The organism is Marinobacter sp. RI1 (assembly GCF_041155085.1).
GTDB lineage: Bacteria > Pseudomonadota > Gammaproteobacteria > Pseudomonadales > Oleiphilaceae > Marinobacter > Marinobacter nauticus.
Genome location: NZ_AP031605.1, coordinates 41,775 through 57,003, shown reverse-complemented (window position 1 = coordinate 57,003; position 15,229 = coordinate 41,775). Strand labels below are relative to the sequence as shown.

Genomic DNA, 15,229 nt, shown 5'->3' with positions numbered 1-15,229 from the left:
GATCATGAATTTCATAACGCCTGTGCTCGTGGCCGATATTGGCCTGTTAATGTCGCGTTAATGACTGCAAAATGCATGAAAACTGATTGATAACCTTTGTCCGGAGAATGCTATGGAACTTCCTGTTGTGGTACAGCAGGCACTTGGTGATAACGCCCCCGGTGTATCGTTCCGGAGCGTAAGCCAGATTGATACCGGCCATTTGCTCCGAATGGTACTGCTCAGCGACGATCAAGGTAATCTGCAGGCCATCTGCCGTCGCAACGATATGCTCGATCTGGAAGCCCTGAACAAGCGTCTGGGGCGGGATCTGAGAATGATGCAGCGGCGCGAGCAGGTTCGGGTCCGCCAGAAAGCCGGGCTTCAGGAGTTGCCGGCGCTGCCATCACTCACCGGTTGGCCGACCGTAGTTGACCGGCGTGTGGATGAACTCGAGGCGGTCGCGCTGGAGTTGGGGGAACAGGACCTGGGCCTGATGATGCCGGGGGAAGATTTTCGCCAGTTGACGGCAAAGGCCGCCCGACACGATTTTGCGGTGGATACCGCGAAAATATCCGTCAATCTTGACAATCACGCCGCCGACCGTGACCAGCTGCATTCCGCCATCAAAAAGTTCACCGGCTTGCGTATTCAGCAGCGACTGGAGGATACACTGGAGCTGCCACCCTTGCCCGAGACCGCTCAGCGCATCATTCATCTGCGGGTAAACCCCAATGCGGTAATGGGGGATCTGGTCGATGTGGTGGAGAGCGACCCAAGCCTGGCAGCCCAGGTCGTGAGTTGGGCATCATCATCGTTTTACGCCGCTGCAGGGCAGGTGCGTTCCGTCCACGATGCGGTGTCCCGGGTACTGGGTTTTGATCTTGTGATGAACCTGGCCATGGGCCTGGCGCTGGGGCGTGCCCTGAAGCACCCGAAGGATCATCCGGACGGTTATGTGGATTACTGGCAGCAGGCCATCTGGCAGGCTCAGTCTGCGGGTATTCTCGCGAGCATGATGCCTCGAGGGCAGCGACCTCTGTTTGGCCTCGCCTACCTGGCGGGTTTGCTCCATAACTTCGGGCATCTGGTACTGGCTCAGGTGTTCCCGCCGCATTTCAAGCTGGTCTGCCGGTCGCTGGAGGTGAACCCGCACATTGATTCCAGTGTCATTGAGCATTACCTGCTGGGGATCACCCGGGAGCAGATTGCGGCGCAGTTGATGGAAAACTGGGGTATGCCGGACGAGGTGACACTGGCTATTCGCTACCAGAAGAATCCTGCCTATGACGGGCCTCACAATGTATATGCCCGTCTTTTGTGGCTGGGGCGGCAGTTGCTGACCGAGCGTGGTGTTGCCTTGGGCGCAGGTGAGCCGGCAACTCAGGCCGTTTATGATGAGCTGGGTCTGGACAGAGAGCTGGTTCAGGAACAGTTTGATGAGCTGGTGCGCCGAAAAGACAGCATTATGGCCATGGCCGGGATGATGAGCCAGGGCGGATAAAAAAGGGCCGGCCTTTGAGGCCGGCAAGTTCACCCGCTTGTTGCAGAGTCGTCCAAACTTGTCAGGAGAAAACAACGGGGAGGCTGTTCCAGTGTGGTGGGAGCGGCCTCCTGTTTTTAAATTTAGACAAGCTCCGGGAAAAGGAAAGGTGACCGCATGCAGATTACATAAATGAGCATGGTGTCAGCTTTCCTTGAGGCTTAAAGCTATTGATTTGCTTTGACATATTTTTGAGGCGGGCGTCCGGTCAGTAACAAAAAGTTACAAAACCCTGGCGTCAGTCAAAACGATGATGCCGGATTGCGGTAGCGGCCCGACGGATTTCATCGGAATACTCCCTTTCCACCGCAAACCGTTCTTTGTCCATTTCCCGGATGGTCGCGGAGTCGGTATTCTTCCTCGCCCGATGGGTGGGCATATGCTGAATCTTGTCGTGCACCGTCTGGAACACCTGAAAGGGTGGTTTTTCCAGCAGTTCCGGGGCCAGGTAATCCAGCAGACCCTTGAATCTCAGACAGGCCTCGGAATACTCCACCTGGTCTTCCTCTACCGCCATGGCGATAATCCGGATACTTTCAATCATTTCGTCCCGACGCCGGGCCTGAAACTCCTCGGTTTTCTTCTGGCGCAGCCGCTGTTCGGACAACAGCCTGGATTGGCGCCAGATATACACCAGTAACACACCTATAATAACCAGCCCGATGGCAATAAAGACCAATTGCAGCCCTCTGGGCATGGTTACACTCCTGTTTGTTCAAGAGGCCGCTATCAGGCCTGTTTCTGTTGAGGTTCGGGTTGCCAGACTCTGACATCAACCGCCTGGCCGTTCAAGACCGAGGTTCCCGAAACCGGATCCACCAAGGCATCATCCAACAGATCGTTGATGCTGACCCCGGCGTGGGACGATGCCACTGATTGGCCGGTGCCTGATCGATGGTGACCCCAACCGTGGGGGATGGACACCACACCCGGCATAATGTCTTCGGTGATTTCCACCGGGATCACCACGTCTCGCCCCTGAACCGAAACCTCGGCATGATCTCCGGGGTTCAACGCTCGTTTGCTGGCGTCGTCCGGGTGGATAAGCAGGGTGCAGCGGCCTTTGCCTTTGACCAGACGCTGGCTGTTGTGCATCCACGAGTTGTTGCTGCGGACATGGCGACGGCCAATCAACAGCAGGCCGTCAGCGGGTGCAGATTCAAGGGTAGCCTGCATGCGCTCCACATCCGCGAGATAGCGGCGGGGTGCCATCTGAATCAGACCATCGCGGGTGAACAGCCTTTCCGGTAACGCCGGTTGCAGGGGACCGAGGTCAATGCCATGCGGTGCGGCTTTCAGAGCAGAAAGTGATAGGCCTTTAGGTAATTCATCCCAACGTCGGTTGAGTGGGCTCAGCCGGGCCAGGCCTTTGAGGGGGTTACGCTCCGGAAGAATGTCCATCACCAGTTCGATGGCGGTTTGGGCGAATGGGCGCACCGGGCCGGCGTCGGCACCATAGGGGCCTGTTCGCAAGAGCAGATCCAGAATAGGATCTGGTCCCAGTTTTTTGAACGCCCTCCAGCCCATTTCCGAGCGTAGGGGCAGGCGCCCGCCTTTACGCTGTTGTTCCAGACGGTGTGCGAGCTCCAGCAGAATCTGCCAGTCGTGGCGGGCGTCGTCCGCTGCCGGAAACAGTGCTTCGCTGTACTTGGCTACGTTGCGTACGGCAAACTGGCTGAAGATCAGATCATAGTGACTGCGCTCCAGGGCCGCCGTTGGCGGCAGAATGACATCAGCATGGCGGGTGGTTTCGTTCAGGTAGTAATCCACGGACACCATGAAATCCAGCCCCTCCAGGGCTGACTCCAGTCGCTGGCCGTTAGGGCTTGATAGCACAGGGTTGCCGGCCACGGTCACAAAGGCACGGACCTGACCTTCGCCCGGTGTAAGCATTTCATCGGCCATGGTGCTGGCCGGATACTCTCCCGCAAATTCCGGTAGACCGCGAACCCGGCTGTGGCGCTTACCGAAATGCCCGCGCTGCCCGGACATGGCGCCGAGTGCCACCAGATCCACCGCCGGTTGGGTAAACAGTACGCCACCGGGTATATCCAGCTTGCCGGTCAGGATATTCAGGCAGTACGCCAGCCACGTGGTGGTACCGCCAAACGCCTGAGTGCTGGTGCCCATTCGGGTATACAGGGCTGCCCGTGGCGTTTTCGCCAGCTGTCGCGCCAGCTGTCGGATGGCCTCAGCCTCAATGCCGGTGTGCCTGGTTACCGCTTCCGGTGAGAACGACAGGGCGGCCAGGCGAAGAAGATCCACGTCTTTCACCAGCCGCTCGGCCGCGCCAGGGTCCACCAGGTTCTCTTCGAACAGAGTGTGTACCATGGCCATCAGCAGGAAGGCATCGGTGCCGGGTCGGATAAAATGGAATCTGTCGGCCAGGCGGGCGGTTTCGGTGCGTCGGGGGTCAATAACGACGAGTTGCCCACCGCGTTGCCGCAGTGCTTTAAGGCGGCCCCGGATGTCCGGTACGGTCATCAGACTACCGTTTGAGGCCATCGGGTTGCCGCCAATACAGATAAACAGATCAGTATGGTCGATGTCCGGAATCGGAAACAGAATCTGGTGACCAAACATCTCCAGGCTGGCCAACATGTGCGGTAGCTGGTCGTTGGAGGTGGCAGAGAAGCGATTCTGAGTGCCGATGGCCCGCAAAAACGGCATGGTGGTCATCAGGGCGCCATGATTGTGGACATTGGGATTGCCCAGGTAGACCCCGATACTGTTCCGGCCGTAGGTTTTCCGAATTCCGTGAAGCTTCTCGGCAACCAGGTCAAAGGCGTCCTCCCACGATAGCTCTTCCCAGCCCTGGGCAGTTTTGCGTATCGGCTTCTTCAGACGCTCCGGGTCTTCATGCAGATCCTGAAGTGCGACCGCTTTGGGACAGATGTGACCCTGGCTCAGAGGGTCCTGGTCGTCGCCCTTGATACTGGTGATCTTGCCGTTGTTGACCCCAATGGCAACGCCACACATGGCTTCGCAGAGGTGACAGGTGCGGTAGTGGACGCCGTTTTCCATGCAGGCTCTCCCGGAATTCTTGTTGTTGGGTTTCATATTGCAACCAGATTATCAGGAAAACGACCCGGAATGAAAAACCGATTGTGATTGTGGCCCCGAAAGGCCCATAAAAAAGGCCAGTCCGGAGACTGGCCTGAGGAGGGTAGACCTGAGTAACCCGTGTTTTATTCGTACTGTGCCGGTAGGTCTTTGACCGGGTTGGAGATGAAGTTGAGGTAGGTGCCATCAACCGGAATCTCCAGCGGTAACTTGATGGTTACCAGGCCGATCTGAGAGATTCCCGCCGTGTTGGCTGTCACCAGAAGCTCATCCGCATTGCCAACAAAATTCACATTACGTTGCTCGATTTGCATTCGCCCGTCATCAAAGAAGGTGATGTCTCCTTTGAGGTCGAGAGTGAATGGCCGGCCATAGAGATCATGGGTGCCGCCCAGTGGAATGACCATGTCTGGAGCGTCCAGCAGCAGGTCCGCCTTGGTGATGAACACTGGCTGTCCATTTTCGCCTTCAGCGATCACCCCGGGAATGAGTGAGTTGCGTGCGCAGTTGCTACCGGTGCACGAAGGATCATCTTTCGCGTAACGCATCCTGAGAACCTGGGTGTTTGTCACCGTTTCTTCCTGCAGTGGAATAAGGCCTGCCAGCTTGATCTTGGTGAAAACGCTGATGGAGCTGGTTGCGAGCAGTGTTGGATAGAGATCCACAAGAATGCCCTCGATCTCATCACCCTCAACGGTTGGATCCGGATCATAGGTACCGGGGCCTTTTACCTCAGTGTTCAGGGCGTAGGTCTGATAAATGAACTTGCTGCGAGGGCAGGAGACCCCTTCGCCGGCGTCACAACCGACCTGCGCCGGTACATTACCGCCTGCAAGAGCACTGGCTTGAGCTGTTTGATTGCGAACGGCCAGCTTGGTTGCGTTGGCAGAGGGAGCCCATCCCTCCGCATCACTGCCTTCATGGGCAAACGGCTCGAGGCAGTCGTCGGTATTCTCAAATGCCCGGTTACCCTTGCTGCTGTCATAGGGATTGCAGTCAATCAGGAAGTTCGAGTTGGTATCGCGAATGGGAAGGTTCCTCAGCGGTGTGAATACCGTCGAGACCGCTTCTGTGGCCGTAAAATAGATCACCAGCGGATCATTTCCACCATCCGGGTCGTTCAGACCCTCGAGCAGATCCGTTTTCAGAGCCAGGCCATCGGTGTCGCAGATTGCGCTGTAGCTCCCGGGCGAGCAGGCGCCAGAGCTCTCTGAGGATGCCAGGGTATAACGATAGTGAGCACCGGGTTCCCAGGGTTGATCCGGAAAGAACCGCACCCGCTGAGTGTTTTTCTCTAGCCGTCCGGGCACGCTCTCGACAACGCTCACAGTTCCCGCGCCGATACCGGACTGAGTCACTTTCTCAACGGCGAAGGTCTGGCCGAGAATAAAGGAGTTGATGTCCATCGATTTTGAGAAAACCACGGTGATGGGCCGATCCGCCGGCATTTCACTTACCGGCATGGTGTCGACTGTTGCTGCCCGTCCTCCGTTATAGGCATCGCCCCTCACATCATAGCACTGGCCAAGCACGCCATTGGCAAGGTCCAGTGCGCTGTGATTGGTTTCGCAGGGGAAACCGGGATAGGTAGTAAGTGCCAGTGGCGGGCGAACCTCAACGTTGTTGCCTTCGATGGGATCCAGTGAGAAGGTCAGCGTATCCAGGGCGACGACATTCCCGGCCAGATCGGAGACGCCGTTGACGCTCACATCATAGGTTTTGCCATGCTCCAGACCGCCGGCTTTGTTCAGGGTTACCGTGGTGCCGTCGATAGCATGCTGAACGTCAATCGGGGTGCCGTTTTCCGACACCGTGATGCCAGTTTCGATTGATTTCGGATCAAGCGGCTCATCAAAGAACAGAATGATCGGGTCACCCGGGCGCTGCATAGACTGTCGGGTTGCCGGAACGGCGTTCGCAGGGCCGGGCATCCAGCTCACCAGGCTGGGTGGTGTGGCATCCAGTTCCCGCAGGTTCTCGGCATCCAGTACCGAGTCGGCATCGGTTGCGGCCTGCAGATGGAAAGCAATGGTGGAATCGGTGAATTCCTGGCCCAGCAGGTTTGGTTCCACCATGCCGATGGCGTCGATGGTCAGAACGCCGTCCCGAACCAGAGCAATACCGCGCAGTTCAACCCCCATCAGATCCTGGGACAGCGCGGCATTCGGCTGTGCTGCCTCCGTGTTCATGGATACGTCCATGAACAGGGTGATATGCCGCGGGGCATTGATATCGTCGGTGTACTGGTTCGGGCTCATGTAACCGGATGCGTCCGAGAGCATGGTCACTTTGATGGTGCCGGTTTGCTGGTCTTCGCCAGTCGCGGCATCCAGAACCTGTACCTTGCCACCCACCAGCACGTTCAGGCTGGTGCTTTCCAGCACGCTGCCTTTGGGAATGCGCAGGGGCAGTGCTTCATCAGCGTCAAACGCCGGGGCGTAGGCGAGCTCGGCAAACAGGTCCCCGGTTTGTTGAGAGGGGCCAGCTTCGCCCTGGAGTACCGAGTTGAGCGTGACGGCATTGAGGGCCTGGCCGTTAAGCACAGAGGTAAGTTCGCCATTACCGGAATCTACGGCGGTTTGTTGCAGGACAACCGTCGGCCCGGTGTCTCTCGGGGTGAAGGTGAATTCCCCAGTAAAGCGGTTCTCTTCACTGCTGTCCGTCAGGCTGGCGAGGTTGGTCAACTGCAGGGTGTAGGTCTCACCGGTATTGAGAATATCCTGCTTGCTGCCGCACTGCGACGGTTCGGGGGTTACGCAGGGGTCCACCGTAATGCGGTTGCCTTTGACCAGTACAGTCGCCGGAACCTCTTGACCACTGGCGTCCCGCAGCTGAATACTGCCGCCGAGTGATTGCCACTCAGGATGCACCGGTTGTGTCATGGCAAACCGGAAGGTCGAAAAGTTCATGGCCTGGAACGGGCTGTCGCTGGCGGGCACTTGCCAGGCAATATCGAAGGTATCTGCGGTGTTGGCCAGTTCGGCGAGACCCGCATAGGCGCCGCGGGTTGCGAACTGGATGCCGTCATCACCTGTCGCGTTCGGAGTAGTGATTTGCCGGCCGCCCTCGGCTGCCAGCGGCTCCTGGAACGTCACGGTGAATTCTTGGCCGGTCGCAAGCGGGTTAGCGGGCTCGAGCTTCAGGCTTTTGCCACTATCAATCAATGTCACCGTAAAAGGCTGGGATTGGCCGCTACTCTGCAGGATGATCTTGTTCTGCAGGGTTGCTTCATCATCGGTAATCGCATGAGAGAAGCGCAGCACGATGTCGGCTTTCGGGCTGATATCAGCCTGCCCATCCATCGGGAAGGAATAGACCATCGAGCCGGGTCTGGGTTTTTCGTCAATGGTCTGTTTGTCGCCACCGCCGCAGGCGGCCAGCAAAATGGCCGGAATCAGTGCCAGGGTCTTGTTGTACTTCATGGCAAGCCTCCTCAGAACTTCAGGGTGATGGATCCGCTGAATACGTGGATATCACCATCGGCAGTGACACTGGTTTCGTCACCGTCGTAGTCAACGAGGGTGAAGTCGCGCTCCTGCAGTTGCTGGTACTGATAGCCCAGGTCGAGCCGCACCGGGTAGGCCAGCAGGCGGGTGCGGTCGTAAGTGGCACTGATACCAAGGCCAACCACCAGTTTGTCGGTATCCAGGTAGTTGAGCTCCGGATTACGGGTGGTTTTAAGGGGAGACTCTTCGTAGGCAACACCGCCACGAACAGCGAAGTTCTTGTTCAACTGGTATTCAGCGCCGAGGCGGGGGATCAGAATGTCGTCGAAGCCGATCCGGTTTCCGGAAGCTACTGAACCCTGGTCCTTGATGGAGTCGCCGCTGAATTCGTCTTCCAGTTCCGACCAGTTCTGTTGTTCGATACTGCCGCCGATGCGCCAGCCGTCACCCGAGTATTGGGTGCCGATGGCAATCGTTTCCGGCTGGAATGAGTCGATGGTTGTCACAGCCAGGCTGAGCCCGGGATCCGGGATGGTCTGGGTCACGATGATGTTGGAGTCGACTGTGGTTGAGGCCGATGACTTCGTCCGGTAGGTCACCGCCGTTTCCCATCCGTTCAGGAAGCAGTCAGATTCAGGACAAAATGTGCTGCCCAGATCGATGTTCGTGCCCAGAATGGTCTTCAGAGAAGGCTCGGCATTGACCGCAAGGCGCTCACGGCTGGTTTCGCCGCCCAGCGTCGAGACAGCATCAAGATTAGCGGTTGCCTCGAGCGTTACCCGAACCGAAGCACCGGCGGAGATGCCACGCCAGATCGGGGTTGCACCACCGATGTTAAGGAACAAAGGTTCTTTCCCGTATTGAAGGAACTGTCCGCTCTCGCTGGTTTCAGAGCTGAAAGCCAGCATCTCCTTACCGTACTTTTCCACGCCCGCAATAAACCCGAGATAGATGGGGTGCCCGAACCGGGTGAGTGACCCAAGGTTGGTCTTCATGCCGATCAAAACGTGTTGGCTCGGGGAGTCGGAGACAATGTCCCCGCTGGCGTTGGGATTATCGGAGCGCAGCTCCTGTTCAGAATGAAGGATACCCGCCGTAAGCTCGCCACGAGGATCTTTCGTCAGTGCTGCCGGATTGTAGTAGGTGGCAGAAACCTGCTCATTGAACATTGAAAGGGACTGGGCGGTGGCCACATCGACCGGCATTACACCATAGCTGGTACCCAGGTTGCCCATACTGGCACTGGTGGGCATGGACAGGGAGGCGGAAACTGCTGCAACGGCAAGGGATACCGCCCGTACTGAGAATCGGGGGGAAAGAACCATGTATACACTCCGTTCACTCATTGTTTTTGTGCTCAGTCCCGAGGGATTCCTTTCAGGACTGGTACGCTTGTTCAGATTTTAGTGTATGAGGCTTGTCTGATCGGGACGTTGGCATTTTTGACACGACAGGGTGTCGGTAGAACCACGTACCTCAAGAATTGTCTAAAACGGCTGAAAACTCATGAGCTTAAAAGGTGGGCTTCTGTGTATTTCTGTTACTTAATGTTTGCGGTTTTGTGAACGGGCACAAAAAAAGCTCCTCGGTGGGAGCTTTGGAATGATGCAAAAATCTTGGACAGTCAGGCTGGAGTAGTTCGATGAGGTCCAGCGCGATAGAACGGAATGGTGGGCCCAGCTGGACTCGAACCAGCGACCAAGGGATTATGAGTCCCCTGCTCTAACCAACTGAGCTATAGGCCCGGAAAAGAAAGCGGGCGCCATTATACCCACGAGGGGTGGCGCCCGCTACTGTCTTGGGGATTAACCGTTGCCCTGGTCGTCAATGAAGCCGCGCAGGTGATCGGAGCGGGAAGGGTGCCGCAGTTTGCGCAGGGCCTTGGCTTCGATCTGACGGATACGCTCTCGCGTAACGTCGAACTGCTTGCCGACTTCTTCCAGAGTGTGATCGGTGTTCATCTCGATGCCAAAGCGCATGCGCAGTACTTTGGATTCCCGAGCGGTCAGGCCGGCCAGCACGGAGCGGGTGGCTTCGCGCAGGCCTTCAGCGGTGGCAGAATCCACTGGCGATAGAGCCTGGATATCTTCGATGAAATCGCCCAGATGGCTGTCTTCGTCGTCACCAATGGGTGTTTCCATGGAGATCGGCTCCTTGGCGATCTTCAGCACCTTGCGGATCTTGTCTTCCGGCATATCCATGCGCTCGCCCAGCTCCTCGGGTGTGGGCTCGCGGCCCATCTCCTGCAGCATCTGGCGGGAGATGCGGTTGAGCTTGTTGATCGTCTCGATCATGTGCACCGGAATCCGGATCGTGCGGGCCTGATCCGCGATGGAGCGGGTGATGGCCTGGCGAATCCACCAGGTAGCGTAGGTGGAGAACTTGTAGCCACGACGGTACTCGAACTTGTCCACCGCCTTCATCAGGCCAATGTTGCCTTCCTGGATCAGATCGAGGAACTGCAGGCCGCGGTTGGTGTATTTCTTGGCGATGGAAATAACCAGACGCAGGTTGGCCTCAACCATTTCCTTTTTGGCGCGGCGGGCTTTCGCCTCACCGATAGACACCCGGCGGTTGATTTCCTTGATGTCGGCTACGTCCAGATCCACTTCGGTCTGAACGTTCTGGATGCGCTTCTGCAGGCGAACGATTTCATCTACACGCTCACCGATCGCGGCCGCATAGGGCTTTTTGGTGGCGGCAATTTCGCCGGCCCACTCAAGATCAGTTTCGTTGCCCGGGAACCATTTGATGAAGTCTTTGCGCGGCATTTTGCAGTCGCGTACACAGATCTGCATGATGGCGCGCTCATTCTCGCGGACCAGGTCGTTGGTTGAACGAACGACGTTCACCAGTTCGTCAAACGCCTTGTTGGCCAGCTTGAACGGGGCGAAAACCTGGCCCAGTTCGTTCAGGGCTTCCTGGGTTTTCTTGTGCCCACGGCCGTGTTTGGCCAAGGCCTTCTCGGCAGCGTCCAGCTTCTCTTTCAGCAGCTCGAAGCGCAGCCGGGTTTCTTCCGGATCTGGCCCGTTGTCGTTGTCGTCTTCGCTGGAGGTGTCGTCATCGTCGTCATCGCTGCTGGTATCGCTGTCATCAGCAGAGGTGTCTTCGGTGCTGGTGTCTTCACCCATGAACGGCTCGGCGTCGTCCGGGTCGAGGAAGCCGGTGACGATGTCGCTGATGCGACCTTCATTCTCGATGATGCGGTCGTAGGCCTGAATCACGGTGCCGGCGGTGCCCGGGAAATGTGCTACAGCGGCCATGACATCGCGAATGCCTTCCTCGATGCGCTTGGCGATGACAATTTCGCCTTCGCGGGTCAGCAGCTCAACGGTGCCCATCTCGCGCATGTACATGCGCACCGGATCGGTGGTGCGGCCAGCGTCGGTCTCAACGGCGGCAAGAGCAGCAGCGGCTTCGGCGGCAGCAGCTTCGTCGGCAGTGGAGTCACCTTCGGTCATCAGCAGGGTATCCGCGTCTGGTGTCTCTTCGCACACCTGGATACCCATGTCGTTGATCATCCGGATAATGTCTTCAACCTGATCCGGATCTGCGATATCTTCCGGGAGGTGATCGTTTACCTCGGCGTAAGTCAGGTAACCTTGTTCCTTGCCTCGTGCGATGAGGTCTTTCAAACGTGATTTCTGCGAATTGCCTGACATAGACACCCTGTGAACTCGCTTTTAAAAAGGAAAAAAGTTAAACAGCCATTATAGCTGTCGCTCGGTTGCGCTGCCACCGAATGGTTAGATGGTGATCAGGGCAACAGGTTTCAAGTGCTCAGCTTTCAGCCTTCGGATTTAACGTACCGGCGCTGAGCGTTCGCAGCTCCTCCCGTTCTTCCGGGGAAAGCTGTGCCAGGTTCCGGAGTAGTGTTGCCAGCCTCTGCTGACGCGCGGCCTCTTCATTCGGGCTTAACAGCTCTCTGGCAGCCGCCAGTGTGCTTTCCCGGGCCGGTATGTGCTCCAGTTCGTCAAACAGGTTGTAAAACCTGTCCCTGGCCTGTTTGTTCGTGGCCAGCCCCGCGACCAGTGTCTTGCGGGTCTGAATTTTTTCTTCCAGTAACCAGCGGGCAAAACGCCCCGCGCGTTCAAGCTGCCGGGTGCTGTCTGCCAGAGCTTTCACTTCGGTTGCCAGTTCCGGTGCTTCCAGCAAGGCCAGGCACAAGGTGCTGTCTTTGCTGAGTTTTACGTCAATCCGCTCTTCCGTGGGCCGGCTCTGGCCTTCACCGCGCCAGCCCCGTGCCTTGTAATTCTGGCCCTGCTGGCGGTTCTGCCACTGGTTGCGGCCGCCGCAAAGGCGCAGCATTTCGTGCCACATGGCGTCCCGCAACGTGCTGCGGGGCATCCTGTTCAGCAAGGGCTCAACCCGTGCCCGAAGTTCGCCTCGGTGTTCGGGCAACTGTAGATCAAGGCCCTCGCTCTGGCGATCAAACAGATAGCGTGAGAAGGGTGTGGCGCCCTCAATACGCTTCTGAAATGCGTCCGGCCCTTCTTTGCGCACCAGTGTGTCCGGGTCTTCGCCTTCTGGCAGCATGAGGAACTGCAGGTGCAGCCCGTCTGCCATCAGTTCCAGGGCATTCTCCATGGCCCTGTCCGCTGCCCGAAAACCTGCCTGGTCGCCGTCAAAACAGAACACGATATGCCGAACGTGCCGAAGCAGTGCGGTCAGGCTGTCCTGGTTGGTGGCCGTCCCCAGAGTCGCCACCGCGTAATGGATGCCGTGCTGGGCCAGCGCAATCACATCCATATAGCCTTCGACCACCAGCAACTTGTCCAGTTGTCGAATGGCTTGCCGGGCCTCGAACAGGCCGTAGATTTCCCGGCTCTTGTGGAAAACGTCCGATTCCGGCGAGTTAATGTACTTGGCCTTGTCGTCACCCAGCGTGCGCCCGCCGAAGGCGATGGTTTTGCCTCGGGTGTTCCGGATGGGAAACATAACCCGGTTGCGGAACAGATCCCTGGGGCGGCCGTACTGGTCCGACACCGTGCGGGTCTCAATCAGTGGTGCTTTTAGATCCTTCGGGGCGGCGTCGTAAAGTGCCGTGCCGGTGCCCGGTGCAAAACCAATCTGATACTGCTGGATAATGTTTTCATCCAGTCCCCGCTGCTTCAGGTAGTCCCGGGCATAACCGCCTTGCTGACTGGTCAGTGCTGAGTGATAGAACCGGTTGGCAAACTCCAGGGCATCGGTCAGTGTCCGCGCCTGTTGCATTTCCTGTTTGGCAGCTCGGTCGTACGGCACTTCCAGCCCGGCACGCTTGGCCAGTTCTTCTACCGCTTCGGTAAAACCCAGGCCCTCAAATTCGCGAACAAAGCTGATGGCATCGCCATGGGCTCCACAGCCAAAGCAGTGATAGAAGCCTTTGTCCGGTCGAACGTTAAATGATGGCGTCTTCTCGTCGTGAAACGGGCAGCAGGCCTTGTAGTTGGCTCCGGCTTTTTTCAGCGTGATGCGCGAACCGATCAGCTCCGCCAGATCAATGCGATCCAGCAGGTCTTCAACAAAGCGTTGAGGGATCAATCCGCTCATGGTGGCTCCACTTCAGCCGGGGTGCCGGGTGCGAAGGCATTTTCGCCATAGCCAAAAATGCCGCCGAAGCCAGGCCTCGGCGGCATTTTCAGCTTGCCGGGTGGGGCGAAACGCCGTTCCGGCAATCAGTTGTGCAGTCGATGCGCGCCTGAACTCAGTACAGACGCTCGAACTTGCGCTGTTCCCGCTGAAGCTTCTTGAGATGACGCTTAACGGCAGCAGCTGCTTTACGCTTACGAACAGCGGTCGGCTTCTCGTAGTGCTCACGACGACGTACTTCAGACAGTACACCGGCCTTCTCGCAGGAACGCTTGAAGCGACGCAGTGCTACGTCAAACGGCTCATTCTCTTTCACTTTAACAGCTGGCATTCGAAAATCACCTACCTGATAGATTCGGTTTCAATTTGTTCCGTCGGCCAGTGCCGTACGGGCTCGATCCCTGGTCAGATTGGCTAAAACTCGACCAGTGCTAATTTAGGGCGGCAATGATAGCCGCTGGGCTGGCCAAGGTCAATCACTGTTCAACGAAACTGCCGGAAGCTTTCGGGTTTCTGCTAAAATGCCGCCCACGTACCCGACACCCCTTGGATGTAGTGCCCATTATGCTGATTCTTGGTATTGAAACCTCCTGCGATGAGACCGGTGTAGCCCTGTTTGACGCTCAGCGGGGACTGCTGGCCCATGCCCTTTACAGTCAAATCGGTATGCACGCCGATTATGGCGGCGTGGTGCCTGAGCTGGCCTCCCGGGATCATGTCCGCAAGCTGCTTCCTTTATGCGATGAGGTACTGGCTCAAGCCGGTAAAGCCCGTTCCGATATCGAAGGTATCGCCTATACCGCCGGGCCGGGGTTAGTGGGTGCCCTGATGGTGGGCGGCTCGGTGGCGCATGCCTTGGGGTTTGCACTGGGGATTCCGGTGTTGGGCGTGCATCATATGGAAGGTCACCTGCTGGCGCCCATGCTGGAGGACAATCCGCCGGCGTTCCCGTTTGTCGCGCTGCTGGTGTCCGGTGGCCATACCCAGTTAGTGCGGGTGGATGGCATTGGTGAGTACCAGATGCTGGGTGAATCGGTGGATGATGCCGCCGGCGAGGCGTTCGATAAAACTGCGAAAATGCTGGGGCTGGATTATCCGGGTGGCCCCCGGGTAGCTGCCCTTGCGGAAAAGGGTCGAGAGGGGCAGTACCGTTTTCCCCGCCCGATGACCGATCGTCCCGGCCTGGATTTTTCCTTCAGCGGCCTGAAAACCTTCACCCTGAACACCGTGAACGACGCAAAAGATAAAGGTACGCTGGATGAGCAGGTAAAAGCAGACATTGCTCTGGCGTTCGAAGCTGCGGTAGTTGATACCCTGGTCATCAAATGTCGCAGAGCCCTGGAGCAAACAGGGTGTAAGCGGCTGGTCATTGCCGGCGGGGTCAGCGCCAACAAGCGGTTGCGGGCGTCACTGGAAGCCATGGCAGAAAAGCTGCGTGGTTCAGTGTTCTACGCTCGTCCGGAGTTCTGCACCGACAACGGTGCCATGATTGCCTATGCCGGTGCGCAGCGGCTAAAGGCCGGTCAGCAGGATGGCGAGCGGATTGTGGCGGTCCCCCGGTGGCCTATGAACACTTTGCCGCCAGTGGCGGAACCGCGTCAGAACGGCCTCGTGGACTAGCCTGATC

The 15,229-nt window shown here is 57.7% G+C and carries 9 protein-coding genes and 1 tRNA gene; 2 read left to right on the top strand and 8 right to left on the bottom strand.

Annotation, left to right across the window (positions count from 1 at the left end; all coding sequences use genetic code 11):
- The first annotated feature begins 112 nt into the window (after window positions 1-112).
- Window positions 113-1,483 carry an aminoacyl-tRNA deacylase and HDOD domain-containing protein gene (locus ACAM27_RS00260; protein WP_014420408.1) on the top strand — a complete coding sequence of 457 codons (1,371 nt, stop codon included), beginning with the start codon at window positions 113-115 and terminating at the stop codon, window positions 1,481-1,483.
- 277 nt (window positions 1,484-1,760) lie between these two features.
- On the opposite strand, the gene ACAM27_RS00255 is transcribed toward ACAM27_RS00260, so the two are convergent.
- The 8 genes from ACAM27_RS00255 to rpsU form a co-directional block, all read right to left on the bottom strand.
- Window positions 1,761-2,219, bottom strand: coding sequence for a DUF2489 domain-containing protein (locus tag ACAM27_RS00255; RefSeq protein WP_014420409.1), 459 nt, complete (start codon window positions 2,217-2,219; stop codon window positions 1,761-1,763).
- Window positions 2,220-2,251: 32 nt separating this feature from the next.
- Window positions 2,252-4,546, bottom strand: coding sequence for a molybdopterin-dependent oxidoreductase (locus ACAM27_RS00250; protein WP_369612387.1), 2,295 nt, complete (start codon window positions 4,544-4,546; stop codon window positions 2,252-2,254).
- Between the two features lie 164 nt (window positions 4,547-4,710).
- Window positions 4,711-8,007: an Ig-like domain-containing protein gene (locus ACAM27_RS00245; protein ID WP_369612386.1), complete on the bottom strand. Its 3,297-nt coding sequence runs from the start codon at window positions 8,005-8,007 to the stop codon at window positions 4,711-4,713.
- 11 nt (window positions 8,008-8,018) lie between these two features.
- Window positions 8,019-9,356 (bottom strand): alkane uptake protein AupA, encoded by a 1,338-nt coding sequence (gene aupA, locus ACAM27_RS00240; RefSeq protein WP_222197620.1) that lies wholly within the window; start codon window positions 9,354-9,356, stop codon window positions 8,019-8,021.
- A gap of 343 nt (window positions 9,357-9,699) precedes the next feature.
- Window positions 9,700-9,776 (bottom strand) — tRNA-Ile (locus ACAM27_RS00235).
- 60 nt (window positions 9,777-9,836) lie between these two features.
- A complete protein-coding gene (gene rpoD, locus ACAM27_RS00230) occupies window positions 9,837-11,693 on the bottom strand; it encodes an RNA polymerase sigma factor RpoD (RefSeq protein ID WP_011784189.1) in 1,857 nt (618 codons plus the stop codon).
- Between the two features lie 118 nt (window positions 11,694-11,811).
- A complete protein-coding gene (gene dnaG, locus ACAM27_RS00225) occupies window positions 11,812-13,563 on the bottom strand; it encodes a DNA primase (protein WP_369612385.1) in 1,752 nt (583 codons plus the stop codon).
- A 154-nt stretch (window positions 13,564-13,717) separates the two neighbouring features.
- A complete protein-coding gene (gene rpsU, locus ACAM27_RS00220) occupies window positions 13,718-13,933 on the bottom strand; it encodes a 30S ribosomal protein S21 (RefSeq protein WP_007153483.1) in 216 nt (71 codons plus the stop codon).
- Window positions 13,934-14,166: 233 nt separating this feature from the next.
- On the opposite strand from rpsU, the gene tsaD reads away from it, so the two are divergent.
- Window positions 14,167-15,222 carry a tRNA (adenosine(37)-N6)-threonylcarbamoyltransferase complex transferase subunit TsaD gene (gene tsaD / locus ACAM27_RS00215; protein WP_011784191.1) on the top strand — a complete coding sequence of 352 codons (1,056 nt, stop codon included), beginning with the start codon at window positions 14,167-14,169 and terminating at the stop codon, window positions 15,220-15,222.
- Window positions 15,223-15,229 lie beyond the last annotated feature (7 nt).

Excerpts from the sequence above, each read along its gene's own strand:
- ACAM27_RS00250 (WP_369612387.1), bottom strand. The coding sequence starts at position 4,546 with ATGGAAAACGGCGTCCACTACCGCACCTGTCACCTCTGCGAAGCCATG.
- ACAM27_RS00245 (WP_369612386.1), bottom strand. The coding sequence starts at position 8,007 with ATGAAGTACAACAAGACCCTGGCACTGATTCCGGCCATTTTGCTGGCC.
- ACAM27_RS00260 (WP_014420408.1), top strand. The coding sequence starts at position 113 with ATGGAACTTCCTGTTGTGGTACAGCAGGCACTTGGTGATAACGCCCCC.
- ACAM27_RS00255 (WP_014420409.1), bottom strand. The coding sequence starts at position 2,219 with ATGCCCAGAGGGCTGCAATTGGTCTTTATTGCCATCGGGCTGGTTATT.
- tsaD (WP_011784191.1), top strand. The coding sequence starts at position 14,167 with ATGCTGATTCTTGGTATTGAAACCTCCTGCGATGAGACCGGTGTAGCC.
- rpsU (WP_007153483.1), bottom strand. The coding sequence starts at position 13,933 with ATGCCAGCTGTTAAAGTGAAAGAGAATGAGCCGTTTGACGTAGCACTG.
- aupA (WP_222197620.1), bottom strand. The coding sequence starts at position 9,356 with ATGGTTCTTTCCCCCCGATTCTCAGTACGGGCGGTATCCCTTGCCGTT.
- rpoD (WP_011784189.1), bottom strand. The coding sequence starts at position 11,693 with ATGTCAGGCAATTCGCAGAAATCACGTTTGAAAGACCTCATCGCACGA.
- dnaG (WP_369612385.1), bottom strand. The coding sequence starts at position 13,563 with ATGAGCGGATTGATCCCTCAACGCTTTGTTGAAGACCTGCTGGATCGC.